We start from the raw sequence: 25,074 nt of genomic DNA, 5'->3' as shown, positions 1-25,074 counted from the left end.
ATTGCTTCGTTGGAGCGGGAACGCGTCAAATCGGTCACGGCGGCGATCCGCGGATGCGGCAGCCCCCGAACAAGAGTCGCGAAGATCACCGCTCGAACGTCGCTCACGCGGTCACCTCGCCTTCCGCAAGCCGATGATCGCGACGTCGGCGTTCTTCCGCTCAACACGCGGCGCACGCGATCAACGACCGAGACCGGTCCTGTCGCATCGCGGTGTGCGAAGTCTGGGTACGCATCGCCGTCATCCGCCGGGGCATGGCGCCCCTCGCAGACGTGCCGATCCGCGCTCAAACCTGGAGCGACGCAGTTCGATCTTCGGGAGCTATCTCAGGCGATGGGGGGCCGGTAGTGACGGCGGAACGCACCCGCGTCGCCGATCACATCAGGCTGCGCTTCACAACGCGCATGGGGCACGACGAACTCCGCAATCGCGGGAGCTTGAGGCGACACGGCGCTGAAGCACAGCACCGAGCCGCAGCAGGTGGCATGCCGGTCGCCAGGCCGGCCCTGATCGTCGTCACAATCCCCGGCCATCGCAACGTCATGCGAATGCACAGTGGCACCTTCATCGTGCGCGTGCTCATGCGCGGGCTGATCGGCCGGATGCTCGCATTGAATCGATGCATCCAGAGCGGTCGAGATCGCAAGCGACGGTGTCATCGAGGCAAGCAGATATGCGATGGCGACAAGCCATCCCCACCACCTTCGCCTTGGCTTTCTCAAGCCAATCATCTGTGCACCCACTGCCTCGACCCGGAACATATAGCTCTGGTTGCAGGGACGGCCAACAGAAAACGACACGCGCGGCATCGTCAATGCAAGAGCGACGATGAGCGTCGTGCTCTGCGCAGGATTTCAAGGTTCGGCGCCTCTATCCGGCCGCGCGATTCATCGCGAAATGAGCCTCATATTTCTTTTGCCGAATTCTGTAATGTGCAGCACCCATCTCCGTCGCACGCTCGAACCGGTCAATGATGCTTCATCCAGCCGACGCCCTTGATGTCATTGAACGAGTCGGTCCTGTGGCACAGAAAGCATTGATTGACCGATGCGTGCTCCTGCCCCGTGATCATCCGGTCCATCATGACGAAGTGGCCCATATAGTGGCTCGGCGGCGCCTGATGGCATTGGGCGCAGTCCCTCGACGTTGGCGAGGGGTGCAGGAAGCCTGCGATTTTCCAGGACGCGAGCCCATGGCATTCCGCGCAGTCCCGTCCAAACAATTCGCGGTGCGGCTCCCGGTTGCTGTGGCAGCCGACGCAATCGAGCTCCGCCCTTTCCCGCCGGTCGGACTTTGGCAGGCCCAGAAATGTCTTCAGGTCCGCCGTCAGTTGGTCGGAAGCGGCCCGGTCGAACCATGCCCCGCCGGGGGGAGGCCTTGCGATTTGCAAAAGTGAGGCGTGATCCATCCTGATCGGCCGCCGCTCGCCGATGTGCTCAAGATGGCAGCCGGAACATTGACCGCCCGCCGCGGCGTGAAACGCCGTCGATTGCTTGGCGAGATCCCCGGCGGAAGGCGCATGACAGGAAATACAGGCCACCGGATCGACGCCTCTGACCGGCGTGTGGCAGCTCTCGCATTTGTCGGACAGAAATGCATGCTTCTCGGAAAGCGGCCCTGGCGTCACAAGCCTCGTCCACCCCGGAACGACCTCGGAGCTGCCCCGATAGAGAGCGATCAACACAACCGCCGCGCTCGCGACGACCAGTGTCGCGACCACGGCGTAGAGCACGCCCCTGATCGTCACGCGAGCCACCGCAGCCCGTAGTAGACCTCGGCCGCCACATGCACCACGAGCAACGCATACATGACGATCGCCGCCATGACATGCAGCCCGATCCACTGCAGGAAGATTCTCTTGATTGCTTCGCTCGATCCGATCGCCGATTCGAGGTCGGAAATGCCATCGACGAGCTGCAGCACGGGCACATTCTGCAACGCCGATGCAGGCACGGCGGCCCCGTCACGCACCCCCCGATCGGGCAACGACATAGCCGACGCCATGTGCTCATAGGCCGACCTCAAGGTCGCCAGATGCGACTGCTGCTGACGGAGTTCCATCGCGGTCTGCGGCAGGTAGTAGCGCCCGACAAATCCGGTGACGACTACGACCAGCATGCTGGCCACCAGCGCGATCCCGAGCGGACTTTGAAATTTGTGGCCCGTGTGCAGAAGCGCGAAAAATGCCGCGACGATTCCTGCATAGGCGTGAAATGCCAGGAGCGTCGGCATCGACGCGCATCGCGTGACCAGGGCCTTCAAACCCACGCTGTATTTCGTCATGGGATAGACGAGAAGAAGAATCATCAGCACGGCCGCACCGGCCCCGAGGACAAAGCCGGCGAGGCTTCCTGCGAACCTGATATCGGAGTGCAGCAGGAACGCCGGCACCAGCAACAACAGGGCCGCCAGAGTGACGTCGGCGATCAGGCGCCCTCTCCGATCCATCATGTCAGGCCTCAACGACCAGATCGCCGACCGATCTCGCCTGGCAGGCCAGGATCAGACCGTTCCCCTTGTCGTCCGCGGTCAGGGCGTCCTGGACTTCCATCGTGACGTTTCCTTGCAACAGATGTGTCTTGCAGACGCCGCAGACCCCGACCCGACAGGAATAATCGATCGAAACGCCTGCACCTTCGGCCACCTCCAGGACGCTCTTGTCCGGAGGCAGCGCCACAACCCTATCGGATGTCGCAAAGCGAATGGTCGCCGTTGCCGGACCTATTGTTGCAGCCCCTTGATTGCTCGCCTCAGTCGCCGGCATTTGCGCTTCGGCCGCGACTTTGCCGGGAGGTGGAACGGCGCCGCGGGCCGGCCCAAAGGCCTCCGTCTTGATCTGCTCGCGCGGCACGCCGAGCCCGATCAAGGTTTTCCTGAGCGCGTCCATCATGCCGGGCGGACCGCACAAATGAACGCGTCGTCTGGTGAGATCAGGCACAGCCTGCGTCAGGAACTCGGCCGTGATTTGCCCCTCGCTTCCCATCCACGACGTGCCCGCGGCCCGCACCATCGTGGCCGCGACGTGCAGATTGTTCATCCTGCGCTGGAGATATTCCAGCTCGTCCCGGAAGATGAATTGCTCGGTCGTCTGCGCGCCATAGACGAGGTAGATCTGGCCGGGCCACGCGATGTCCGAGAGATACCGGATCGCCGCCATCAGTGGCGTGATGCCGACCCCGCCGCCGATCAGGACGACGCTGTCGGCTTCCACGCCGGTGAACGTGAAGCCGCCGGAGGGGCCCGCAACCTCGATGAGGTCTCCCGCCTTCAGCTGGCCATGCATGTAGTCCGACAGAAGCCCGCCGTCTTCGCGCTTGATCGTGGTCTCGACATAGGCGGTCTGGGCCGCGGACGACGCGATCGTGTAGGAGCGCCTGACGGTCTTTCCGTCGATCTCGATGGCGTAGGTCAGGAACTGTCCCGGCAGGAACGCAAAAGGAATCGCGCCGCCGTCCGGTGCCTGCAGACGGAAGGTCTTCACGTTCGGCGTCTCCTGATAGATCGCGCAGATCTTCAGTCTGCCCTTCCAGGAGCGGCCCGGTTCGACTCGTGCAGTGTCGCGATTTGTCTGTTGCGCAGGTGTCACCACGGCCTTCTCGTCCGGCGAGCTGACGGCCGTCGCGGATGGGCCGGCCGCGGCAACAGCCGGAACGGCCGCAGCGCGCGTCAGCCGATCGACCAGCGCGTTCGCCCGGCGCATGCGCGCGACATAGACGGCAATCAGCGTGAGCGAGAACAGCACCAGCACCGCCATGGTCGTGACGTGAAACCAGGAGATTCCCTGCGTGTCGTCATCCGCAGCCATAGCACCGCGTTGGGGCAGCAGGTTCATCTGCGACTTGAACCACGCCTGCGTGATCTGCTGCGGCGGCTTGCCCTCGTGCAACGAACGCAGCGCGACCACGCCGCTCTGAACCGCGTTCAGGGACTCGCGAAGCCGCCGCGACGCCTGATCCGCCGCGACGCTATCGCCCCCGGCGATAGCGTGCCGCAGATCCATTTTGGCAGTCGCCAGCCGATCGGCCTCCGCGCTGATCCGCTCGCGCGCCTGAACCTCCAGCCTGCTCCGCTGCTCGGCGGACAGCGCCGGCATGTCCATCAATGCCGGGTAGAACTCCTTGCGCGGCCGGCCCATCATGCCGTCCATTCCACCCATCATCCCCGGCGCGGCGCCGCTGGGCGGCACATCGGCCGCACCGCCTGTGGAGCCGGACGCTGCGGGATGATGTGTAGCGTGGTCGTCCTCTGCCTGCGCCAGCTCCCAACGCTGAGCGACCTGCCCCGTCGGATGCGCGCGGCCGAGGCCGAAGTCCGAAGCGAGCGCCGCATTCGCCACAAGCTGGCTCGTCAGGACGACGAGCGCAGACAAGCCGGCTCGACATCGAAGGGGCAGACCGAACATGATCTCGCTCTCGATTCCGGAGTTCAGAACGATGCAATCAAGGGCAGCAGGATCGTGTCGGCCGTCTGCTTCTGGCTCTCGTTCAATGACGCGTAGAGCCGCGTGAAGGCCTGACGGGCCGATTTGATGGCCTCCAGACGCTCGGACAAATGCCGTTCGTAGTGCTCCAGACGATCGGCGCTTCCCGACCTGTCATCCATCGCGAGCATCTTGCGCGCTTCCAGCAGGTGCTGCCGGCTCGAACGCAAGGCGTCGGCGACACCGTTCCAGTCGGCCGCCTGCTTGTCGCTGATCTGCAGCTCGGCCTTCAGGAAGGCGATCCGCCCCTCGATCCGCTCTGTCACATCCACGGGGCCGCTCATCGCACCGCTGCTGCCGGACGAACCCATCTGGCCGCGCATCATCTTCTCCATCATTTGCATCATCTGCATCATGCCGGAATTGTCCTGGCCTTGCGGCGGCATCTTCATCTTGTTGTCGTCGTTCATCCGACCGCCGCTCATGTTCTGCGGCTGCCCCGCTGGCTGGCCCATGTTCATCTTGTCGCTGGAATCCGACGGGGCCGGCATCTTCGACATCTTGTCGTCATCCATCATCGCGGACTGCGTATGGCCAGCGGCGATCGCGGACGACAGCCCAACCGGCCCCAGGGCAAGGACGGCAAAGGCGGCTGCGCTCAAGGCGAATTTTCTCGAAAGGTCCATGGTCTTTCTCCAGGGGTTTGATTCGGATGGTTCTCTGCTCATCGAGATCTGCGATGAGGACAGCGTGGGGCGGGTCAGGCCATATAGACGCGAAGCGCCGGCAACTCTTACGCACGAAGGTGTCAAAGGCCGCTGCGACCAACTCGGAGGTCGTCATTCGCCAGCCTCCCCGCGCTGCTCGGACGATCGGCTTCTGTCCACGCCCTTCGACCACGTCCGGTAGTAAGCGACGATCGTCATGATCCACAGGCCGGCGGCACCGACCAGCAGCTGGGCCCACAACCCCTCGGATCCGGACTCGAGCACGAAATGCGCGACGAACGACAGAAAGAGGCCGACACAGAACACGGACAGCGACTGCTGACCGCATCTGATCAAGGGTTGGAGCACCGGTGACCTCAGACCGGGCCAGTCGATCGGAATGAGCGAGCCGACGATGAACACCAGGCTCGCCAGATGGATGACGCGATAAGGCCCCAGATTGGTCTTGTCGTTTGGAATGAAGACGGCGGCGAGCCCCTCGGGAATGTAGTCCCGCAGTCCCGGAACTCGTTCCGCCAGCGTCATCGCGAGCGCAAGGATCAGGAAGCCGCTACTGAGGACGAGCAGCGTGCGGGACGACAGCAGCCAGCGGCTTGCCGCCGCCCCTCCCAACGCCAGCCAGGCTCCGAATACGAAAAGCAATTGCCAGGCGAACGGATTGAAATACCAGACTCCGGCCGGATAGGACGGCAGATTCAATTCGTAATGTCGGGCGGCCAGATAGAGACCGAGCGAGCCGATCATCACTGCATTGCGCCATCGCAGCATGAACCAGAGCACGACGGGAAACGCGGCCATCAGCACGATGTAGAGTGGCAGAACGTCGAGATTGAGCGGCTTGAACTTGAGTATCAGGCCCTGCGAGAGCGTCTCGACGGGAAAGTTCATGAGCGGCGCGACGTTGAACTGATCCATCAGATGAAGATCGTCAAAGCTGTGCGCGATGTAGTGCACCGCCGTGAGATAGACCAGGAACAACAGCAGGTGAGCGACATAGAGCTGCCACACCCGCCGCAGCAGCCGGGTTGCGCCGATGACGAAGCCACGCTCCATCATCATCGAGCCGAATACGAACGTCGCGGTGTAGCCGGAGATCAGCACGAACAGATCGGCGCCATCGCTGAAGCCGTAGTTTCGCGTCGTGAACCAGGCGAGCGCAGAATCTGGAATGTGCCCGAGAAAGATCAACCAGTTCGCCAAACCGCGAAACAGATCCAGTCGCACATCGCGCCGTTGCTTGACCAGCACCGACCTGATCGTGATCGTTTCCCACAACCGGAGAAACGCAACTTGCAAGGGCCGACCGGGGGCGTGAATGGTCTCGTCAGTCAACGGTGCGTTCTCCATCTCTGCGGTCAATTTTTGTCGGATCGCAACCGTGTCGCCGCTCATTCGCGCGGCACGCTAGGTTGCGTCATCGACGCAGGTTTGACGGACATCAAACCCGATCGGCGCACCAGCCAAATCTTTTTGTGATTCAAGCGCGTAATGAATCGAGGCGCCCGTCGTCCTCCACCGGAAGAGCCATCGGCCACGATATCTCTCGGCATGCTCGCGGGCTTTGCGCGCGACCTGCGATTTCTCGCAGCGGCGGGAATTTTTCTCTGTAAGAAGATCGACGTTTCTCGTCGCCTGCGGCAACACGGCGATCCGCGCAACGACGCTCGCGAGTGCGCGCGTCGACATTTGATCTTGCTCAACCTACACAATCAAGCTCCGGGTTTGGTTGCTGCTCGATCGAGCCACCGGGACTTGATTGACACCAACTCGACGAGATCAACAGGAGAAACCAGAATGAGTCACCGCAAGCTGATCGTCGCCGCCGCGATCATGTCGTTCGTTGCGTTGCCCGCCATGGCACAGACGAGCACGGCCGATGAGAAGAACGGCCATCACTACTCGGGCGGACCGAAGACCGAGGTCCCTCACCATATGGGCAAGAAAGAGAGCGACGGCGGGACGACCAGCGGATCTGGCGGCAGCCACCATTACGGCGGCGGACCCAAGACCGAAGTCCCGCATCACACGGGTCCGAAGAAGCAGCAATGACGATCGCGCAGTGATTCCGCCGCTCGCGAACGCCCAAAACGAATTCGCCCGGGAGCGGACATCCACTCCCGGGCGATATCGATCTCTGAAAGTCGAAGACCTTAGTTCGGAACCGCGGCCTTCGACGCGGGCTTGGCGGCCACCGCGTTGGCGGTGACGCCGTGCAGGAAGTCGTACGCGGCATGCAGGGCCTTGTCGTCCTCCTCCTTCGGCGGAACATAGGACTGCGATCCGGTCTGCTCGCCGCCCTCGCCGGCTGAGAGATGCCCGCGCATCTGGGACTCCGCCATGGTGTCCATGCGGCCCTTCAGCTCCGGCGGCACGTCCTGCAGGATCTCGATGTCGGGGGCGATGCCCTGGGCCTGGATCGAGCGGCCGGACGGCGTGTAGTAGCGCGCGGTGGTCAGCGCCAGCGCGCCATTGCCGGCACCGAGCGGAATGACCGTCTGCACCGAACCCTTGCCGAACGAGCGCGTGCCGATGATGGTCGCACGCTTGTGATCGTGCAGTGCGCCGGCCACGATCTCGGAAGCCGAGGCCGAGCCGCCATTAACCAGGACCACCAGCGGCTTGCCCTTGGTGAGGTCGCCGCCATGCGCGGTGAAGCGCTGGGTCTCTTCCGGACTGCGGCCGCGGGTCGAAACGACCTCGCCGCGCTGGAGGAAGGCGCTCGACACCGACACGGCCTGGTCGAGCAGACCGCCCGGATTGTTGCGCAGGTCCATCACATAGCCGGTGAGCTTCTCCTGCGGCACCTGCTTGGCGATCGCGGCGATCGCCTTCTTCAGGCCGTCGGTGGTCTGCTCGTTGAACGAGGTGACGCGGATATAACCGATGTCGCCGTTCTCGACGTGGAAGCGCACCGGGCGCACATGGATGATCTCGCGCGTGATCGCGACATCGAGCGGCGCGTCAGCGCCCTTGCGCACGATGGTGAGCTTGGTCTTGGTATCGACCGGGCCCTTCATCTTGTTGACGGCCTGCTCGAGCGTCATGCCCTGCACGGCCTCGCCGTCGATCTTGCTGATGAGGTCGCCGGACATCAGGCCGGCCTTCGAGGCGGGCGTATCGTCGATCGGGGAAACGACCTTGACGAGGCCGTCTTCCATGGTGACCTCGATGCCGAGGCCGCCGAACTCGCCGGAAGTGGTCTCCTGCATCTCGGTCCAGGCCTTCGCGTTCATGTAGCGCGAATGCGGATCGAGCGAGGTCACCATGCCCGTGATCGCGCCTTCGATCATCTTGGCGTTGTCGGGCTTCTCGACATAGCTCGCCTTGACGCGCTCGAACACCGTTCCGAACAGGTTGAGCTGGGAATAGGCATCGTCCGCGCTCGCTGCCGCCCGTGCCGCCCATACACCACCGTGCGGGCTGGCGACCAGAAGGGTGAGACACGCTCCGGTGAGCGCGCCCAGAGGGAACAGCAGGGTTTTCCGCATGGATGGGCTTGCCTTTTTGCTTGGCGGTTCGCTTGAGCTTGCTTGGGCTCGTCTCTCGAGACCTGGGAAGCACACTTGGGAGGCGCCATGCAATTGGCGATCCAGTCCACTTTTCACAATACCATTCTGGTTTCTTCAAGGCCGGGGTGCACCGCCGACCGGTACACCGCAAAAATCGCTTCGTTCGGGCCTAAACTTTTGGCAACGTTGCAGGACTGGCCCGCCCCCAAAGGGACCTAAAGGGGGAATCGGTGCGCCCGTCCACGCCGCGCAGCCATGCCATTTTAGGATGGTTTTGGAACGCTGGACGGGTTAGGCGATGACACAAGGCTTCAAATTCTCGGGAGGATAACAATGAACGAAGCACCCCGGATCCGGCCGGAACGGAACGTCGAGCTCGGCGCCAGCAACGAGCCGTTCCAGAACCTGCACGAATTCATTCGGAAAGCGCGGGCCAACCTCAACCAGAACGCCTGGGACTACATCGTCGGAGCCGCCGAGACCGAAACCACGATGCGCCGCAACCGCATGGCGCTGGACGAGATCGCCTTCCGCCCGCGGGTGCTGCGCGACGTCCGAAAGGTCGACGGCTCGGTTCAGCAGTTCGGCCGCAAAATGCGCCTGCCGGTGGTGCTCGCCCCCGTCGGCGCGCTCGAGATCTTCGACCCGGATGGCGCGGCGAGCGTCGCGCGGGCTGCCGGCACCTTCGGCGCGGCGCACATGCTGAGCTCGGTGTCCGAGCCAGGCCTGGAGCAGACCGCCGAAGCCGCGCCGGATGCGCTGCGGCTCTATCAGCTCTATGTCCGCGGCGACGATGCTTTTGTCGCGGATGTCGTCAGCCGGGCCGAGAAGAACGCCTATGCCGGCTTCTGCCTGACCGTCGACACCGCCCATTACAGCCGTCGTGAGCGTGACATCGCCAAGCGCTACGTTCGCGAGAGCCGCCTGCGTGCCACCGGCGGCGATTTCCAGAAGGGCCTGGAGTGGCGGACCGTGAAGATGATCAAGGACAAGTTCAGGATTCCGCTGATCCTGAAGGGCATCGCCACCGCCGAGGACGCCCAGATCGCGGTCGATCACGGCGTCGAATGGATCTACGTCTCCAACCATGGCGGCCGCCAGCTCGACCATGGCCGCGGCGCCATGCATGTGCTGCCCGAGATCGTCGATGCCGTGAAGGGCCGCGCCAAGATCATGGTCGATGGCGGCATCTGTCGCGGCACCGACATCGTCAAGGCGATCGCGGCGGGCGCGGACATGGTCGGGATCGGCCGGCTGCAATGCTGGGCGCTGGCGGCGGCTGGCGAGGCCGGCGTCGCGCGGATGCTGGAGCTGCTGGAGGACGAGGTGCTGCGCTGCCTCGGCCTTTTGGGCGCCACGTCATTTGCCGAGGTCGACAAATCCTGCCTGCATCCGGCGACCGCCACCAACGCGCCGAGCGTGTTCAGCGCATTCCCGCTGTTCGACCACGATCCGTATCGATACTGAGTGAAAAGGACGCAATGACATCGCTCTCTCCCGGCAGCGCGGATGCGCTGCTGTTCGATCTCGGGCGCGTGGTGCTCGACATCGACTTCTCCAAGGCGATCGCCTGCTGGGCGGGACATGCCGGCTGCCAGCCCGAGGCCATCGTCGCGCGCTATGTGCGTGACGAGGCTTACCGGCTGCACGAGGTCGGCAAGATCAGCGACGAGGACTATTTCGCTTCGCTGCGTGCTTCGCTCGGCATCGGCATTTCGGACGCCCAGTTCCTGGAAGGCTGGAACGCGATCTTCGCCGGCGAGATGCCTGATATCGCCGAGCTGCTGCCGCGCGCGGCGAAACAGATGCCGCTCTATGCCTTCTCCAACACCAACCGGCCGCATGTTGACTATTTCTCGAAGGAATATGGCGAACTGCTCGGCCATTTCCGCGCGCTGTATCTGTCGTCCAGCATCGGCCTGCGCAAACCCGACGCGGAAGCCTTCGACCATGTCGTCGCCGCGATCGGCGTGCCCGCAGCACGTATCGTGTTCTTCGACGACCTCGCCGAGAACATCGAAGGCGCGCGGTCGCGCGGGCTGACGGCGGTGCATGTGACGTCGCCGCGCGACGTCGAGAACGCCTTGAAGGCATTGGGCATCTGACGATCTCCGCTCATCGGGAGGCGCCAACGTCGGGCAGCCTTCCCGGACCCAATTTTGCCCAAAATGAGGAACCAGAGCGCTTTGTGCATTTTTGTACGGAGTTCCGGGAACGGAATGGCCCCTTCCGGACTCTTGAGTCCGTTGGGACTTCTACACCGGACTTATGGACGTGCTGGGCAAAACCTATCTCACCAAGCAAGCCTCTCTCCTGCTTGAATTCGCAAGAACCACCTCGGATTCTGACCTTTCCGCCAAGCTGATCAGCAAGGCCGCCGACCTGAAATCCCAGGCCGATCCGCTGCCCGACAAGGATCAAGGGCCGAAGGCTCCCGACGTCGCGATGGACGACGGGCCGGACCGGCCGAGCGGGAGTTGAGCGATGCCGGCCGTGGCACTCGTCATTCTCGTCCTCGCCATCGCCACCCTCCTGCCGATCGGCCTCGTTCTCTGGATCATGCCACGCCAGGCCTGAGCCTGCCTTCGATCCAGGGCCGGAAAGCGGCAAGATAAATTGTGCCCGCATTTTTGCCTCTGCTCCCGCGCTCGGCTAGAAGACTGTCGGAAAATTTCGTCCGAACGTGCCGAGCAGGAGTTTCGCCGTGGCCTTGATGCCGGTTTCCGACGCCCTTGCTGCGGTGCTGGCGGGTGCAGAGCCGCTGCCTGCAGAGATGGTTTCACTCGACGAAGCCTACCATCGCGTGCTCGCGCAGGACGTCGCTGCGCGGCGCACCCAACCGCCCCAGGCGATGTCGGCGATGGACGGCTACGCCGTGCGCGCGGCCGATGCGGCAACGATCGATTCCAGGCTGACGATGATCGGTGAGGTCGCAGCGGGCCGTCCGTTCACGGAAAGGGTCGGCGCCGGCGAAGCCGTGCGGATCTTCACCGGCGGCGTCGTTCCCGACGGCGCCGACGCAGTCGTGATCCAGGAGGACACGATCGCCGAGGGCAAGCACATAACGATCAAGGAAGCCGCGATCGTGGGTCGGCACATCCGCCCCGCCGGCGTTGATTTCCGCGAGGGTGACGTCCTCCTGCGCAAGGGAACCCGTCTGACAGAGCGCGATCTCGCCCTCGCCGCTGGAATGAATCACCCGCAACTCGCCGTCTGCCGTCGTCCGAAGGTCGCGATCCTCGCCACCGGCGATGAACTGGTGATGCCGGGCTCGACGCCCGGGCACGGCCAGATCGTCTATTCCAACGGCTATGCCCTGCACGCGCTCGCCCGCAGCGAGGGCGCCGAGACCATCGACCTCGGTGTTGCCGCCGATACGCTGGAGGCCACCACCGCCGGCATCCGCCGCGCGCGCGAAAGCGGCGCCGACGTCCTGGTCACGACCGGGGGCGCATCGGTCGGCGACCACGATCTGGTCCAGCAGGCGCTGAAGGACGAAGGCATCGCGTTGGCGTTCTGGAAGATCGCGATGCGGCCCGGCAAGCCGATGATGCACGGACGCTTAGGGACGATGGGCGTCATTGGCCTGCCCGGCAATCCCGTGTCGTCCTACGTGTGCGCCTTCCTGTTCATGGTGCCGTTGATTCGCGCGCTGTCGGGCCGTTCGGTGATTCATCACCATCGCGAGCGCGCCGTGCTGGGCCGCGATCTCGGCGCCAATGACCAGCGCGAGGATTATCTGCGCGCGCGCCTGGAGCCGCGCGACGACGGCACGCTCGTCGCCCTTCCCGTCAGCCATCAAGACTCCTCTCTGCTTGCGAATCTTGCTGCAGCACAGGTACTTCTCGTGCGCGCACCGTTTGCGCCAAAGGCCGAGGCCGGCAGCCCCTGCGAAGTGCTGCGGCTCCCCGTCTGAACTGCGCGGCCACACGCATTCCGCGAGTTTCGCTCTGTTCACGGTAAATTAAGCAGTTGCGGAACATGTATCGAACATATAGTGTCCGTTCATGATTTGTTTCGAGGATGTAGCGGCTTATCGCTGAACTCATCGTCTCGGAATCGAACGACATCAACCGGGGGACTTTGGTCGAGATGTTAACGCGCAAACAATACGAGCTTCTGCGGTTCATCAGCGAACGCTTGAAGGAAAGCGGCGTGCCGCCGTCCTTCGACGAGATGAAGGATGCGCTCGACCTGCGCTCGAAGTCAGGCATCCACCGCCTAATCACCGCACTGGAGGAGCGCGGCTTCATCCGCCGGCTGCCCAACCGCGCCCGGGCCATCGAAGTGATCAAGCTGCCGGAGCTCCAGGCTGCCGCCGGCAACCGACGCGGCTTCACGCCAAGCGTCATCGAGGGCAATCTCGGCAAGCTACGCGCGAGCTCCAGCCCGTCCGCGGACGAGGGCGAGCGGCCCGTTGCGGTGCCCGTGATGGGTCGCATCGCGGCCGGCACCCCGATCGAGGCGTTGCAGACCCGCAGCCACACCATCAGCGTGCCTCCAGACATGCTCGGCTCCGGCGAGCATTACGCGCTCGAAGTGCGCGGCGATTCCATGGTCGAGGCCGGCATCCTCGACGGCGACATGGCGCTGATCCAGCGCAACGAGAGCGCCGATACCGGCGACATCGTGGTGGCGCTGATCGACGACGAGGAAGCCACGCTCAAGCGCTTCCGCCGCCGCGGCGCCTCGATCGCGCTGGAGCCCGCCAACGCCGCTTACGAGGTGCGCATCCTGCCGCCGAACCGCGTGAAGATTCAGGGCAAGCTGATCGGGCTTTACCGCAAGTACTGATACCGGAGTCTTCAGCGCCTCGCGCGCGCCTTCGGTCGGCATCGCCGATCAGAGATTGGAGCGGATGATGGTCCGCTCCGGCTGGATAGTCTTTCTGGTTCTGCCCAGATTGTCCGGCCCCTCCCCCTTTCGCGACATCCTCGGCAGGCCGCGGGAAGCAACATCGCTTCGCGGCCTTTCGAGTTCGAGGGGGACAGCCCAAATGCGCCGGATCGTTTGAGCGCAGCCGCAGCAACGCTGGTCGCATCATGTCGCATCATCATGTCGGCTAGGACACGGCCGTGATCCAGAAAATCCGCAACGACCGCAATGCAGCGCGCACGCAGCCGAGCTGACGATACTCGGGCTGGCTGGTTTCGCCTCGTTGACGCGCGCCTGCCAAATGCACGGAAGCCGACTTTGTTCCTATCGACTTCGGAAAAGATGGAAAAGATAATGTGATCGGGGCTCGCGGATCCCAGCCGCAGATTTGCCTACAACCAAGCAGACCGTCACGTGCTTCCACTCTGGTAGGGGCCTGCGCCTCCAAAAGGGGTGCGGGTCGCTATCTCTGCATAGAGGAGCACCCGATGTGTGACTACAGCCTGCATGCCGTCGCGACGCGCCCCGCAGAAGTCGGCGAGACGATCGTCACGACAACATTCCGCGGCACCTCGACGCGCGGCTTCGCCTCCGAAGCCGATCTCTCCGTCGCGGTCTGCCTGCTGCCGGGAACGGAGCTCGCCTTCGCCGATAACGTCCGTTACGACAACCGCTGGATCTGGACGCGCACCGTCAACTCCCGCGTCGGCAAGTTCGGCAAGATCGATCCGCACATTCCCGATCGCCATCATGATGCGATCGAATTCCCGGACGGCAAATCCGTGCTGGTGACGCAGCTCGTCGAGGGCCAGCGCGCAACCGTGCTGCAACTGCCGGTGACCCAGCCGATCGGCGAGCGCGAGCACAAGCCGCAGATCATCGCCGACAGTCGCCCGACGGTCACGCGACTGCCGATCGGCTGACGCCCTCCGGCCCGGCGGGTCCGGGGCCAGGATTGAAATGCCGTCGCCGGCCGATGCCGGCGAGCCCGGTGGGTTTGTGTTTCACGAAATTCGATCGGCGAGCGCCGCCGCACCTCGTCGCCGCACGAAGTTTGGGCCGTCCTGCCTGAATTTTGAACCTCCGCTCCGCAGCCAAATGACCGATGCTGTCGTGGTTTGAGGCGGCGGACACGCTCGATGAAAACCTTTATTCGCGTTGTTGAACTCTGGGTGCCTGACCGGACGCGCATGCGGCTGGAATTCGGCGGCGGCCTTTACGATGAAGGGCTGTCCGCGTTCAAGGCCGTCAGCGAAGAGCTGCACTTCGGATATGACGAGGGGCTTCCAGGCAAGACCTGGGCCTGCGGCCATCCCGTCATCCTCACGAAATTCGCCAACTCCTATTTCAAGCGGACCGATCAGGCCGTCGCCGCCGGCCTCACCTGCGGCGTGGCGGTGCCGGTGTTTGCAGGCGAATTTCTGCAAGCCGTGATGGTGCTGTTCTGCGGCGACGACGAGGCGCATGTCGGCGCGATCGAACTCTGGCACAACGATCCTGATCTCTCCCACGAGATGGGCCTCGTCGACGGCTATTACGGCGCGGCGGACATGTTCGAATTCAACTCGCGCCACACTAAATTTCCTCGCGGCTTCGGACTTCCCGGACGCACCTGGAAGGCGGGCCTGCCGCTGATCATCAAGGACCTGCACGACGCCAAGAGCTTCCTGCGCTGGGAGGACGCAGCCAAGGTCGGGATCAATCTGGGTGTCGGCGTGCCCTACCGAACCGGCACCGACCAAACCTGGGTCCTGACTTTCCTCTCCGCGCAGGCAACGCCGATTGCGCGACGCTTCGAGATCTGGGTCCCGAACGAGGCCCGTTCGGCGCTGGTCTTTCGCGCCGGCGATTGCAGCGCGCAGACCGACCTTGCCGCCCGCTATGCCGCCAATTCCATTGCCAGAGGCGAAGGCAGCATCGGCGGCGCCTGGGCCGCCGGCATGCCCGCGCTCAACGACGATCTCACTCATGACGGCTCGATCGCGGGCTCTGAGGCCTGCGCAGCCGGGCTGAGCCGAATGGTGGCCCTGCCGGTCATCGGCAAGGCAAAGCTCGAAGCCGTGCTGGCCTGGTATCTGTAATCGATGGCGTCAATCGTCGGCCTGCAAGTCGGTCTCCGATGGCGTTGCGTCGCGGCTGCGGGGAGCCGCCTTCTGCGCAAGGCTGCCGTCGAAGTCACCTTCGCCCGCACCGGCCGGTAACCACGGGCGGTTCGTGCCTCTTGCCCTCACCGCCTGAACCGAAAAGCCGTCGCCACGCCGGGTCAATGCCAGCGCGCCCTGGCGAGCGAGCCGCTGCCGATCCACCACCATCGCCGCACAATCGGGCGGCGCGGGCCTTGACGTCACCACCAGTGCAGCCCGGTTGCAATCGTCCGCCAACGCGTCGATGCGCGAGGCCAGCGCGACCAGCCGTCCGTCTGCGAGCGGCGTTACGCAGCCCGACTCGTCGCACGATATGCCGCTCGCCAGCGCGCTACTGCCGGCATCGCGCGGATCGGCGTCGGCAGCCAACCACTCCCTCAGCACGAAATTGTCCTTGCCTGCCCTGATCAGATGCAAACGCCCGTCCCCGCCCCGCACCGCGACGCTCGCGCCGTCCCCGGCAATCAGGATATCGGGCTGGCGCACCGACAGCCCCCAGCCGATGGAAACCAGCAGCACGACGGCACCGCCCCAGCGCAACGGCGTACGCAACAGGCCCATCACGATGACCCCCAGGCTCGCTGCGATCAGCGGCGCGATGCCGAACGCCGGGATGCGGCCGACCGCGCCCGGCAATGCCGCCACCCAGCGCGAGACCGCGACCATCCAGTCGATGCCGATCCCCATCAGCCACCAGAACACGCCGTCGAGCCCGAACGGCGCTGCGAGCAATCCCAGCAGCCCCGCCGGCATCACCAGCGCCGAGACCACCGGCATCGCACCGAGATTGGCGAGCACGCCGTAGGGCGTGACGCGGTGGAAGTGGAAGGCGGCGTAGGGCGTGGTCGCAAGCCCGGCGATCAGCGAGGCCAGGAATAGCATCGCGATCTCGCGGCCGCCCCACATCGCGACGCGCGCGGTCGCCGAATGATCGGGTGAGGCAAACAGGTTCGGCATGCCGATCTGTACCAGCGCGACGAGACCGAGCGTCGCGGCAAAGGACATCTGGAAACTCGGATGCACAAGCGCTTCCGGCGCGACCGCGAGCACGATCAGCGCCGCCACCGCGAGCGTACGGAAGGTGATGGCGCGGCGATCGACCATCACGGCGATCAGCACCACCGCCGTCATGAAGAACGAACGTTGCGTCGCGACCTCCGCGCCAGACAAGAGCAGATAGAACGCAGCCGCCACCAGCGCTGCGGCCGCCGACCATTTCTTGATGGCAAAGCCGGCCGCCAGTCCCGGGATCAAGGCCAGCAGTGCGCGCACCGCGAAGAAGACGACGCCGGCGACGACCGCCATGTGATAGCCGGAGATCGACAACACATGGCCGAGCCCCGAGATGAACATCGCGTCGTTGACCGGCGTGGAAATCGCATCGCGCCGCCCGGTGAGCAGCGCTGTCGCGATCGCGCGGTTGTCGCCCTCGAGCGTGGCGCGGATGCGGGCGTCGATCGCATCGCGCAGGCCCTGCATGAAGGCGGCATAACGCAGCCGCAGGCCGCCGGCATCGGGCGGGACTGAAGCCGTGATCGCGCCCATCACGAAGCCGGAGGCGCCGATGCCCTGAAAGAACATGTCGCGCGAAAAATCGTAGCTGCCGGGGCGCACCGGCGAGAGCGGCGGCATCAGCCGCGCCTTGAGCTGCACGAAGCTGCCGACCTCGGGCGCAGTGCCCTTGCGCACCGACAGGCGGACGCGTTCCAGCTTGACCTCGCTGCGCTGCGCCTCCATGGCCGTGACGCGCAGCACGAAACGATCGGTTCGCTCGCGGATATCGCGGGCCTCGACGAAACCCGACAGCGACACTGAATAGAGCGGCTTGGCCAGCACGGGGTGGGCGATGCGCGCCGTCTTCCAGGTTGCCACGGCAAAGCCGGAAGCGACCGCCGCAATCATGATCGCAGGCGCAAACAGCCGGCTCCGCCGCAACAGCACCGCGCCAAACGTGAGCGCGATAGCCGTCGCGGCAACGACCCACAGCACCGGCTCATGATCGGCGGCAAAATAGAGTGCGATGCCACCGCCAAAGGCGACAGGCACCCACGGCAACAGTCGCCCGGCGCCGGCCTCCGCGCGGGCCCATTCACGCAGCGTCTCGACGATTGCCGACCAGGCGCCAAAGCCCGCCGGCACCAAGCCGCCCGCCTGCGCAGCACGACCGACCGGCCACGTCCCGGCTATACCCTGGGACCGTGCTGGCCGGCCCGGCTCCGCCATATCCCTGCACCCTACGCGACGCGATTGTCGCCAAGGCTACCGGAACGTGCGGCCGCGCGAATAGCGGTACAAATCGAGAACGACGGGGGCCTCCCCCTACTTTTCCTCTTCCATCGTCACGGCGACATTCGCCTTGGCCGACAGCCGCACCTTGTTACCCTCGACACCGGCGACGAGGCCCTTGTCGATGAAATGATGGTGGCCCTTGTGGCTGCCCTCGCCGCTGTCCTTCTTGGTCAGCTTGATGCGATTGCCTTCGACCTTGTCGACCGTGCCGACATGAACGCCGTCGGCGCCGATGACTTCCATATGCTCTGCAATGTTCTGCATGGTGGGATCCTTGGTTGGAGCCACCTCAACGCGCGGAGAGAGCTTCGGTTCGTATTCTGCTGTCATTCCGGGGCGCGCCACTTGGCGCGAGCTATGATGCGCAATTGCGCATCGGAGAATCCATAACCACAAGCTGGGGTTATGGATTCCGGGCCTGGCCCTTCGGGCCATCCCGGAATGACAAACTGATGAAGAGCGCCAATCAGATCAGCGGCGCCTTCGCCGAAGCGTGGTGATTGACGATCTTCCAGTCGCCGTCCTCGCGGACGATGACCCAGCTCATCTTGACGACGAGATCAGGGCGCTCGCCGGCAAGGTCGAACGAGATGGTCGCGGCCATGTTGATCAGATCGGGGCCGGCCTGCGCTGCGTTCACGTCGGAGAATACGGCGCTCGGCTTGCGCCAGCGCGGCAGGCCGTTGAAGTAATCGGCAACACCGTCCCTGCCCCGATAGAGTTTCGGGTTCGAGCCGAAGAAGAACGCGTTTTTCGCATAGAGCGACGAGAGCGCGGCCGCATCGAGCGTCGCGAAGCCGGCGCACCATTTCGCGATGATGGCGGAAACGATGGCGTCGGCTTCGTTGCTCATATGCGCATCACCCCTTTGCGACTTCCTTCGCGAAGGTGTCGCGCAGGCCGATGGTGCGGGAGAACACCGGCTTGCCCGGCGTCGAGTCCTTGTCGCGGACGAAATAGCCCTGCCGCTCGAACTGCATCGGCTCGGTCGAATTGCTCGCTGCGACCGATGCCTCGATCCGCGCGTCGCTGAGGATCTCCAGCGAGTTCGGATTGAGATCGGCCGCGAAGTTTTGGGCGTCCGGGCTCGGATTGGCGAACAGCTGGTTGTAGATGCGGATCTCCGCGGGCACCGACGCCGCCGCCGGCAGCCAATGCATCGTCGCCTTGACCTTGCGGCCGTCGGGCGCGTTGCCGCCCTTGGTCGCGGGATCATAGGTGCAGCGCAGCTCCACCACCTCGCCCTTGTCGTTCTTGATCACGCCGGTGCACTTGACGAAATAGGCGTAGCGCAGTCGCACCTCGTTGCCCGGCGACAGGCGGAAGAACTTCTTCGGCGGGTTCTCCATGAAGTCGTCCTGCTCGATATAGAGCTCGCGGCCGAACGTGATCTTGCGCGTGCCGGCGGACGGGTCATCCGGATGGTTGATCGCCTCGAGCTCCTCGGTCTGCCCTTCCGGATAGTTCTCGATCACCACCTTGAGCGGCCGCAGCACGCCCATGCGTCGCTGCGACGTGCGGTTCAGCTCCTCGCGGATGCAGAACTCGAGCATGCCGACGTCGACCACGCTGTTGGCCTTGGCGACGCCGATGCGCTTGACGAATTCACGCAGCGCGGCCGGCGGCACGCCGCGGCGGCGCATCCCCGCCATGGTCGGCATCCGCGGATCGTCCCAGCCCGCGACATGGCCGTCGCGGACGAGCTGGGTCAGCACGCGCTTGGACAGCAGCGTATAGGTCAGGTTGAGCCGCGCGAATTCATACTGGTGCGGCTGCGACGGCACCGGCAGTTTTTCGATGAACCAGTCGTAGAGCGGCCGGTGGTCCTCGAACTCCAGCGTGCAGATCGAATGCGTGATGCCCTCGATCGCGTCCGACTGGCCGTGCGCATAATCGTAGCTCGGATAGATGTGCCACTTGGTGCCGGTGCGCGGATGATGCGCATGCAGGATGCGGTACAGCACGGGATCGCGCAGATTGATGTTGCCGGCTGCCATATCGATCTTGGCCCGCAGCACCCGCGTGCCGTTCGGGAATTCACCGGCCTTCATGCGGCGGAACAGGCCGAGGTTTTCGTCCACACTGCGGTCGCGGAACGGCGAGTTCTTGCCGGGCTCGGTCAGCGTGCCGCGCGAGAGGCGGATCTCCTCCTGGGTCTGGTCGTCGACATAAGCGAGGCCGTCGCGGATCAGCTGCTCCGCCCATTCGTACAGGCGGTCAAAATAGTCGGAGGCAAAGAACAGGTTCTTGCCCCAGTCGAAGCCGAGCCAGCGCACGTCGGCCTGGATGGAATCGATATATTCCTGCTCTTCCTTGACCGGGTTGGTGTCGTCGAAACGCAGATGGCAGCGGCCCGGAAACTCCTGGGCGATGCCGAAATTCAGCGCGATCGACTTGGCATGGCCGATATGCAGATAGCCGTTCGGCTCCGGCGGGAACCGGGTCACGATCTCCCTGTATTTGCCCTGGTCGAGGTCGGCCTGGACGATGTCACGAATGAAATCGCGCCCAACCTCAGCTGCCACCGGTTCTGTCATTACGAAAATCCTGTCGGGAAATCAGCGGTTCTTCTGCCAAATTCGGGAGGCTGAGCCAAGAGCTTAAGCAGGCCTCAAGCGGGGCCTGGCAGGTCCGCCGACGGGCTTTGTTTATGTCCCGTTCCTGCTATACACCACCGCCTCCAAAGCATAGGCCCTGCCAAGAATGACCAATTCCGTCGTCACGCGCTTCGCTCCCTCGCCGACCGGCTTCCTCCATATCGGGGGCGCCCGCACAGCGCTATTCAATTGGCTGTACGCGAAGAAGCACGGCGGCAAGATGCTGCTGCGGATCGAGGACACCGACCGGGAGCGCTCCACCGAGGCGGCGATCGGCGCCATTCTCGATGGTCTGAAATGGCTGGAGCTCGGCTGGGACGGCGAGGTCATCTACCAGTTCAGCCGTGCCGCGCGCCACCGCGAGGTCGCCGAGCAGTTGCTCGCCGACGGCAAGGCCTATCGCTGCTACGCCACCGCCGAGGAACTCGCCGCCATGCGCGAGAAGGCGCGCGCGGAAGGGCGCACCCGCCTCTATGACGGGATGTGGCGCGACCGCGATCCCGCGACAGCCCCGTCCAACGTCAAGCCGACGATCCGCCTGCGCGCGCCGCAGACCGGCGAGACCGTGATCGAGGACCAGGTCCAGGGCCGCGTGGTCTGGCAGAACGAGAACCTCGACGACCTCGTGCTTTTGCGCGGCGATGGCAACCCGACCTACATGCTCGCCGTGGTGGTCGACGATCACGACATGGGCGTGACCCATGTGATCCGCGGCGACGACCATCTGATCAACGCCGCGCGCCAGAAGCAGATCTACGATGCGATGGGATGGGCTCTGCCGAGCATGTCCCACATTCCGCTGATCCACGGCCCGGACGGCTCGAAGCTCTCCAAGCGTCACGGCGCGCTCGGCGTCGATGCCTACCGCGCCATGGGATATTTGCCGGCCGCGCTACGCAATTACCTCGTCCGGCTCGGCTGGAGCCATGGCGACCAGGAGATCTTCTCGACCGAGGAGATGATCGCGGCGTTTGACCTCGCCAGCGTCGGCCGCGCCGCTGCCCGCTTCGATTTCGCCAAGCTGGAAAACCTCAACGGCCACTACATCCGCCACGCCGACGATCAATCACTCGTGAAGATGTTCGAGGACGTGCTCGACCATCTCGTGCCCGCACGCGACGAGATTAAGGCCAAATTAAACGACACTACGCGCGCCCAGCTTCTCAAGGCCATGCCGGCCCTGAAGGAGCGCGCCAAGACGCTGATCGAGCTGATCGACAGCGCCTATTTCATCTTCGCCGACCGGCCGCTGGAGCTCGATCCCAAGGCACAAGCGCTGCTGACGCCAGAGAACCGCAAGCTGATCGGCCAGCTTCATTCCGCGCTGGAGAAAGTCGAGATATGGAGCGGCGCCACCACCGAAGCCGCGCTACGCGCTTTTGCCGAGGAAAATAGTCTCAAGCTCGGCGCGGTCGCCCAACCCTTGCGGGCCGCGCTGACCGGGCGGACGACGTCGCCTGGTATATTTGAGGTTTTGGACGTCCTGGGACGCCAGGAAAGCCTCGGCCGGCTTGAGGATCAGTCCAAGGACCAGACTAAGACGTAAGTCGAGCATGCGTGCGGTGATCTTGCAGCGCACACAGCAATAATATACCCATCTCCCCCGTACCTTCTGGAACATCCGGCCTGCCCCATCATCTCGCAAAGGGGGCCTCCGGCTCCGGCCCGCTTCACATTTCATCGGGGACCTACGATGGACGCAAAACCGAGCAATAAGACCGCTACGCTGACGGTCGGAAACAAGAACTACGATCTCCCGATCCACAGCGGCAGCGTCGGGCCTGATGTCGTCGATATCGGCAAGCTCTACGGCCAGTCCGGCCTGTTCACCTACGATCCCGGCTTCACCTCCACCGCGAGCTGCCAGTCGAAGATCACCTATATCGACGGCGACGCGGGCGTGCTGGAATACCGCGGCTACCCGATCGAGCAGCTCGCCGAGAACGGCGACTTCCTCGAGACCTGCTATCTCCTGCTGTTCGGGGATCTGCCGACCGCCGCGCAGAAGAAGGATTTCGACGACCGCGTGACCCATCACACGATGGTGCACGAGCAGATGGCCCGCTTCTTCCAGGGCTTCCGCCGCGACGCGCATCCGATGGCGATCATGGTGGCTGCGGTCGGCGCGCTCGCCGCGTTTTATCACGACTCCACCGACATCAACGATCCGAAGCAGCGCATGATCGCTTCCATGCGCATGATCGCCAAGATCCCGACGCTGGCGGCGATGGCCTACAAGTACACGGTCGGCCAGCCCTTCGTGTACCCGAAGAACTCGCTCAAGTTCGCCGAGAACTTCCTGCACATGTGCTTCGCCGTGCCGTGCGAGGACTACAAGATCAACCCGGTGCTCGCTGACGCGCTGGACAAGATCTTCATCCTGCATGCCGACCACGAGCAGAACGCCTCGACCTCGACGGTGCGCATCGCCGGCTCGTCCGGCGCCAACCCGTTCGCCTGCATCGCCGCCGGCATCGCCTGCCTGTGGGGTCCGGCGCATGGCGGCGCCAACGAAGCAGCCCTCGCGATGCTCGCCGAGATCGGCTCCGTGGACAAGATTCCCGAATTCATCGCCAAGGTGAAGGACAAGAACTCCGAAGTCCGCCTGATGGGCTTTGGTCATCGCGTCTACAAGAACTACGATCCGCGCGCCAAGATCATGCAGAAGATGTGTCACGCCGTGCTCAAGGAGACCGGCCATGGCGACGATCCGATGCTGAAGGTGGCGCTCGAACTCGAGAAGATCGCGCTCAGCGACCAGTACTTCATCGACCGCAAGCTCTACCCGAACGTCGACTTCTATTCGGGCATCACGCTGAAGGCGATGGGCTTCCCGGTCTCGATGTTCACCGTGCTGTTCGCGGTCGCCCGCACCGTCGGCTGGATCAGCCAGTGGAGCGAGATGATCGAGGACCCGCAGCAGAAGATCGGCCGTCCGCGCCAGCTCTACACCGGCGTCACCCGCCGCGACTACGTCGCGATCAGGGATCGCAAGTAAACTCCAAGCCGATACGGCTTTCGAAGCGGCGCCATCGCAAGATGGCGCCGTTTTTGTTTATGGAGGTGCCGTAGGGTGCGCAAGCGCAGCGTGCCCACCACCTCTCCGCAACAGATACGAAGTCGTGGGCACGCTTCGCTTTGCCCACCCTACGAGACCAATCGGGCCGTGACACGCTTGCTGCCGCGCACAACAACAAAGTCCACACCTGCGGCCGCAAACGCCTTGACAGTCAGAGCGCTCCGCGCGCAAATTCTTACACTAAGTAAGAATGACGACAGGGATGGAAATGCCGGAGCAGCCGAGAAGTCGGCGGCAGACGCGCGCTGCCATTTTGACTCACCTGCTTCAGTCGGGTGGCTCGTTTCGCCCGCCGCTGGCCAAGGCCGTGCGCCTGTCCGAAGCGAGCCTGTCGCGCATCCTGCTTGACCTGAAGACCGAAGGCCTGATCGAGGAAGTGCGGCGCCCTGCCCCCTACGTCGGCGGCCCGACCGGACTCGTGTCGCTCGACGGCTCGGTTGCCCTCGCAGCCTTCGAACTGACCGCTCAGCACCTCAGCCTCGGCGTCGGCGGCCTGTCGGGCGAGCTGCACTACACCGAGCGCGTGCCCCTGCCGAAGTCGCCGACCGTCGAGACCGTCGACCGGGCGTTTCGCGAAGCGATGACATTGCTGCGCGACTGGACGCGGCGCCGCGGCGTCGTCCTCTCTCAGGTCGGCGTCTCCATTCCGGGCCTCGGCCGGCTCAGCGCCGCGGGCAACCCCATCATTCCCTGTGACGTCGGGCGCATCAGCGACATGTTCGGCGAGATGTTCGCCGACGTGCCCGTCGAATTTACCAATTCGGTCGTGGCGCACGCCACATTCCATCGCTGTCGCACCGAAAACTATCCATTCAATGACACGCACCTGTTCGTCTTTGTCAGCCATGGCGTTGCGGGCGCCTGGATGGATGATCCCGTCGAGACCGACGCGCTCCAGCCAATCGAGCTCGGTCACATGGTGTTTGGCGAAGGCGGGCCGCGCTGTCGCTGCGGCCACCTCGGCTGTGTCGAGGCCTATACTTCGCTTCCGGCGCTGGCCGAGCTTCTCGGCGTGCCCGAGCCGGAGTTGCTCCAGCTCGGCAGCGATTGGGTCAGCGCGATCCCGATCTCCTCGCGCGTGCGTCAGGAGCTGCGGCATCGCCTGTATCGCCTTGGGCTCGCGATCGGCAACACGCTGAACGTCAAGCCCTGTCACGGCGTCGCCATCTCCGGCTGGCCTTCGCTCCTTGCGGAAGGCGATCGGAAAGCGCTGGTCGACGGCGTCGATGCCTGCCTGCTCGGCGGCCGCAAGCATGCGCAGGTGTCGCTGGCTTTCGTGCCGCCGTCGAACGGCAATGATCCCAGGGCCGCGCTGGCCTTCGCCGCGTTCTGCCTCGCCTGCCGCGGCGGCATGCCGGCCGCGTCGACGGAGGCCGCCTGAGACGGCCTGAAGCTGCGCGGCTCGCGCGCAAGAGAGTTCACACCGGGAGGAA

The 25,074-nt window shown here is 64.3% G+C and carries 23 protein-coding genes; 11 read left to right on the top strand and 12 right to left on the bottom strand.

What is annotated here, in order from left to right; genetic code table 11:
• Nucleotides 1-326: 326 nt before the first annotated feature.
• The 7 genes from GDN70_RS19190 to GDN70_RS19160 form a co-directional block, all read right to left on the bottom strand.
• Nucleotides 327-800, bottom strand: a complete 474-nt coding sequence (locus GDN70_RS19190; RefSeq protein ID WP_152102900.1) for a hypothetical protein — start codon at nt 798-800, stop codon at nt 327-329.
• A 167-nt stretch (nt 801-967) separates the two neighbouring features.
• Nucleotides 968-1,747 (bottom strand): cytochrome c3 family protein, encoded by a 780-nt coding sequence (locus GDN70_RS19185; RefSeq protein ID WP_038971485.1) that lies wholly within the window; start codon nt 1,745-1,747, stop codon nt 968-970.
• Nucleotides 1,744-2,451, bottom strand: a complete 708-nt coding sequence (locus tag GDN70_RS19180) for an iron reductase (RefSeq protein ID WP_038971473.1) — start codon at nt 2,449-2,451, stop codon at nt 1,744-1,746. The genes GDN70_RS19185 and GDN70_RS19180 overlap by 4 nt, the downstream gene beginning before the upstream one ends.
• A gap of 1 nt (nt 2,452) precedes the next feature.
• Nucleotides 2,453-4,402, bottom strand: a complete 1,950-nt coding sequence (locus GDN70_RS19175) for an FAD-binding oxidoreductase (protein WP_152102899.1) — start codon at nt 4,400-4,402, stop codon at nt 2,453-2,455.
• A 23-nt stretch (nt 4,403-4,425) separates the two neighbouring features.
• The gene (locus GDN70_RS19170) at nt 4,426-5,106 is read right to left on the bottom strand and encodes a Spy/CpxP family protein refolding chaperone (protein WP_038949792.1); all 681 of its coding nucleotides are present in this window, start codon (nt 5,104-5,106) and stop codon (nt 4,426-4,428) included.
• 153 nt (nt 5,107-5,259) lie between these two features.
• Nucleotides 5,260-6,480, bottom strand: a complete 1,221-nt coding sequence (locus tag GDN70_RS19165) for an OpgC domain-containing protein (RefSeq protein WP_152102898.1) — start codon at nt 6,478-6,480, stop codon at nt 5,260-5,262.
• A 72-nt stretch (nt 6,481-6,552) separates the two neighbouring features.
• Nucleotides 6,553-6,834 carry a hypothetical protein gene (locus GDN70_RS19160; protein WP_152102897.1) on the bottom strand — a complete coding sequence of 94 codons (282 nt, stop codon included), beginning with the start codon at nt 6,832-6,834 and terminating at the stop codon, nt 6,553-6,555.
• Between the two features lie 108 nt (nt 6,835-6,942).
• Between GDN70_RS19160 and GDN70_RS34995 the strand changes: the two genes are divergently transcribed.
• Nucleotides 6,943-7,197, top strand: a complete 255-nt coding sequence (locus tag GDN70_RS34995) for a hypothetical protein (RefSeq protein ID WP_028141563.1) — start codon at nt 6,943-6,945, stop codon at nt 7,195-7,197.
• A 101-nt stretch (nt 7,198-7,298) separates the two neighbouring features.
• Here the strand turns inward: GDN70_RS34995 and GDN70_RS19150 are convergent, their stop codons facing one another.
• Complete coding sequence (locus GDN70_RS19150; RefSeq protein WP_028141562.1) at nt 7,299-8,636, bottom strand: S41 family peptidase; 1,338 nt, start codon at nt 8,634-8,636, stop codon at nt 7,299-7,301.
• 354 nt (nt 8,637-8,990) lie between these two features.
• On the opposite strand from GDN70_RS19150, the gene GDN70_RS19145 reads away from it, so the two are divergent.
• The 7 genes from GDN70_RS19145 (at nt 8,991) to GDN70_RS19115 (ending at nt 15,613) form a co-directional block, all read left to right on the top strand.
• A complete protein-coding gene (locus GDN70_RS19145; RefSeq protein WP_028141561.1) occupies nt 8,991-10,124 on the top strand; it encodes an alpha-hydroxy acid oxidase in 1,134 nt (377 codons plus the stop codon).
• Nucleotides 10,125-10,138: 14 nt separating this feature from the next.
• Nucleotides 10,139-10,762 (top strand): HAD-IA family hydrolase, encoded by a 624-nt coding sequence (locus tag GDN70_RS19140; RefSeq protein ID WP_028141560.1) that lies wholly within the window; start codon nt 10,139-10,141, stop codon nt 10,760-10,762.
• A gap of 169 nt (nt 10,763-10,931) precedes the next feature.
• Nucleotides 10,932-11,138, top strand: coding sequence for a hypothetical protein (locus GDN70_RS19135; protein ID WP_038971469.1), 207 nt, complete (start codon nt 10,932-10,934; stop codon nt 11,136-11,138).
• Nucleotides 11,139-11,361: 223 nt separating this feature from the next.
• Entirely contained in the window at nt 11,362-12,573 is a 1,212-nt protein-coding gene (gene glp, locus GDN70_RS19130; protein ID WP_038949786.1) for a gephyrin-like molybdotransferase Glp, read from the top strand.
• Between the two features lie 176 nt (nt 12,574-12,749).
• The gene (gene lexA, locus GDN70_RS19125) at nt 12,750-13,451 is read left to right on the top strand and encodes a transcriptional repressor LexA (RefSeq protein WP_026202323.1); all 702 of its coding nucleotides are present in this window, start codon (nt 12,750-12,752) and stop codon (nt 13,449-13,451) included.
• Nucleotides 13,452-14,020: 569 nt separating this feature from the next.
• The gene (locus GDN70_RS34990; protein ID WP_028141557.1) at nt 14,021-14,455 is read left to right on the top strand and encodes a hypothetical protein; all 435 of its coding nucleotides are present in this window, start codon (nt 14,021-14,023) and stop codon (nt 14,453-14,455) included.
• A gap of 216 nt (nt 14,456-14,671) precedes the next feature.
• Nucleotides 14,672-15,613, top strand: coding sequence for a GAF domain-containing protein (locus GDN70_RS19115; protein WP_028141556.1), 942 nt, complete (start codon nt 14,672-14,674; stop codon nt 15,611-15,613).
• Between the two features lie 9 nt (nt 15,614-15,622).
• Here the strand turns inward: GDN70_RS19115 and GDN70_RS19110 are convergent, their stop codons facing one another.
• The 4 genes from GDN70_RS19110 to GDN70_RS19095 all read right to left on the bottom strand — a co-directional run bounded on the left by GDN70_RS19110 (nt 15,623) and on the right by GDN70_RS19095 (nt 20,502).
• A complete protein-coding gene (locus GDN70_RS19110) occupies nt 15,623-17,899 on the bottom strand; it encodes a ComEC/Rec2 family competence protein (RefSeq protein ID WP_095424078.1) in 2,277 nt (758 codons plus the stop codon).
• Between the two features lie 96 nt (nt 17,900-17,995).
• The gene (locus GDN70_RS19105; RefSeq protein WP_152102896.1) at nt 17,996-18,229 is read right to left on the bottom strand and encodes a DUF2171 domain-containing protein; all 234 of its coding nucleotides are present in this window, start codon (nt 18,227-18,229) and stop codon (nt 17,996-17,998) included.
• 202 nt (nt 18,230-18,431) lie between these two features.
• A complete protein-coding gene (locus GDN70_RS19100) occupies nt 18,432-18,818 on the bottom strand; it encodes an SgcJ/EcaC family oxidoreductase (RefSeq protein WP_028141536.1) in 387 nt (128 codons plus the stop codon).
• Nucleotides 18,819-18,825: 7 nt separating this feature from the next.
• Nucleotides 18,826-20,502, bottom strand: coding sequence for a glutamine--tRNA ligase/YqeY domain fusion protein (locus GDN70_RS19095; RefSeq protein ID WP_028141535.1), 1,677 nt, complete (start codon nt 20,500-20,502; stop codon nt 18,826-18,828).
• 166 nt (nt 20,503-20,668) lie between these two features.
• Between GDN70_RS19095 and gltX the strand changes: the two genes are divergently transcribed.
• The 3 genes from gltX (at nt 20,669) to GDN70_RS19080 (ending at nt 25,022) form a co-directional block, all read left to right on the top strand.
• Nucleotides 20,669-22,108, top strand: a complete 1,440-nt coding sequence (gene gltX / locus GDN70_RS19090) for a glutamate--tRNA ligase (protein ID WP_095424075.1) — start codon at nt 20,669-20,671, stop codon at nt 22,106-22,108.
• A 147-nt stretch (nt 22,109-22,255) separates the two neighbouring features.
• Nucleotides 22,256-23,560, top strand: a complete 1,305-nt coding sequence (gltA, locus tag GDN70_RS19085) for a citrate synthase (RefSeq protein WP_095424074.1) — start codon at nt 22,256-22,258, stop codon at nt 23,558-23,560.
• A gap of 283 nt (nt 23,561-23,843) precedes the next feature.
• A complete protein-coding gene (locus GDN70_RS19080) occupies nt 23,844-25,022 on the top strand; it encodes an ROK family transcriptional regulator (RefSeq protein ID WP_173015952.1) in 1,179 nt (392 codons plus the stop codon).
• The last annotated feature ends 52 nt before the right edge of the window (nt 25,023-25,074 follow it).

The sequence above is a fragment of the Bradyrhizobium sp. TM102 genome, assembly GCF_009176685.1.
Classification (GTDB): domain Bacteria; phylum Pseudomonadota; class Alphaproteobacteria; order Rhizobiales; family Xanthobacteraceae; genus Bradyrhizobium; species Bradyrhizobium ottawaense.
The sequence above is the reverse complement of the archived record's forward strand: the minus strand, read 5'-3'. Positions and strand labels throughout refer to the sequence as shown.

What these genes read in the sequence shown, in the direction of transcription:
- GDN70_RS19180 (WP_038971473.1), bottom strand. Translation starts at nt 2,451, where the DNA reads ATGATGGATCGGAGAGGGCGCCTGATCGCCGACGTCACTCTGGCGGCC.
- GDN70_RS19175 (WP_152102899.1), bottom strand. Translation starts at nt 4,402, where the DNA reads ATGTTCGGTCTGCCCCTTCGATGTCGAGCCGGCTTGTCTGCGCTCGTC.
- GDN70_RS19170 (WP_038949792.1), bottom strand. Translation starts at nt 5,106, where the DNA reads ATGGACCTTTCGAGAAAATTCGCCTTGAGCGCAGCCGCCTTTGCCGTC.
- GDN70_RS19160 (WP_152102897.1), bottom strand. Translation starts at nt 6,834, where the DNA reads ATGTCGACGCGCGCACTCGCGAGCGTCGTTGCGCGGATCGCCGTGTTG.
- GDN70_RS34995 (WP_028141563.1), top strand. Translation starts at nt 6,943, where the DNA reads ATGAGTCACCGCAAGCTGATCGTCGCCGCCGCGATCATGTCGTTCGTT.
- GDN70_RS19150 (WP_028141562.1), bottom strand. Translation starts at nt 8,636, where the DNA reads ATGCGGAAAACCCTGCTGTTCCCTCTGGGCGCGCTCACCGGAGCGTGT.
- GDN70_RS19145 (WP_028141561.1), top strand. Translation starts at nt 8,991, where the DNA reads ATGAACGAAGCACCCCGGATCCGGCCGGAACGGAACGTCGAGCTCGGC.
- GDN70_RS19140 (WP_028141560.1), top strand. Translation starts at nt 10,139, where the DNA reads ATGACATCGCTCTCTCCCGGCAGCGCGGATGCGCTGCTGTTCGATCTC.
- lexA (WP_026202323.1), top strand. Translation starts at nt 12,750, where the DNA reads ATGTTAACGCGCAAACAATACGAGCTTCTGCGGTTCATCAGCGAACGC.
- GDN70_RS34990 (WP_028141557.1), top strand. Translation starts at nt 14,021, where the DNA reads ATGTGTGACTACAGCCTGCATGCCGTCGCGACGCGCCCCGCAGAAGTC.
- GDN70_RS19115 (WP_028141556.1), top strand. Translation starts at nt 14,672, where the DNA reads ATGAAAACCTTTATTCGCGTTGTTGAACTCTGGGTGCCTGACCGGACG.
- GDN70_RS19110 (WP_095424078.1), bottom strand. Translation starts at nt 17,899, where the DNA reads ATGGCGGAGCCGGGCCGGCCAGCACGGTCCCAGGGTATAGCCGGGACG.
- GDN70_RS19105 (WP_152102896.1), bottom strand. Translation starts at nt 18,229, where the DNA reads ATGCAGAACATTGCAGAGCATATGGAAGTCATCGGCGCCGACGGCGTT.
- GDN70_RS19100 (WP_028141536.1), bottom strand. Translation starts at nt 18,818, where the DNA reads ATGAGCAACGAAGCCGACGCCATCGTTTCCGCCATCATCGCGAAATGG.
- GDN70_RS19095 (WP_028141535.1), bottom strand. Translation starts at nt 20,502, where the DNA reads ATGACAGAACCGGTGGCAGCTGAGGTTGGGCGCGATTTCATTCGTGAC.
- gltX (WP_095424075.1), top strand. Translation starts at nt 20,669, where the DNA reads ATGACCAATTCCGTCGTCACGCGCTTCGCTCCCTCGCCGACCGGCTTC.
- gltA (WP_095424074.1), top strand. Translation starts at nt 22,256, where the DNA reads ATGGACGCAAAACCGAGCAATAAGACCGCTACGCTGACGGTCGGAAAC.
- GDN70_RS19080 (WP_173015952.1), top strand. Translation starts at nt 23,844, where the DNA reads ATGGAAATGCCGGAGCAGCCGAGAAGTCGGCGGCAGACGCGCGCTGCC.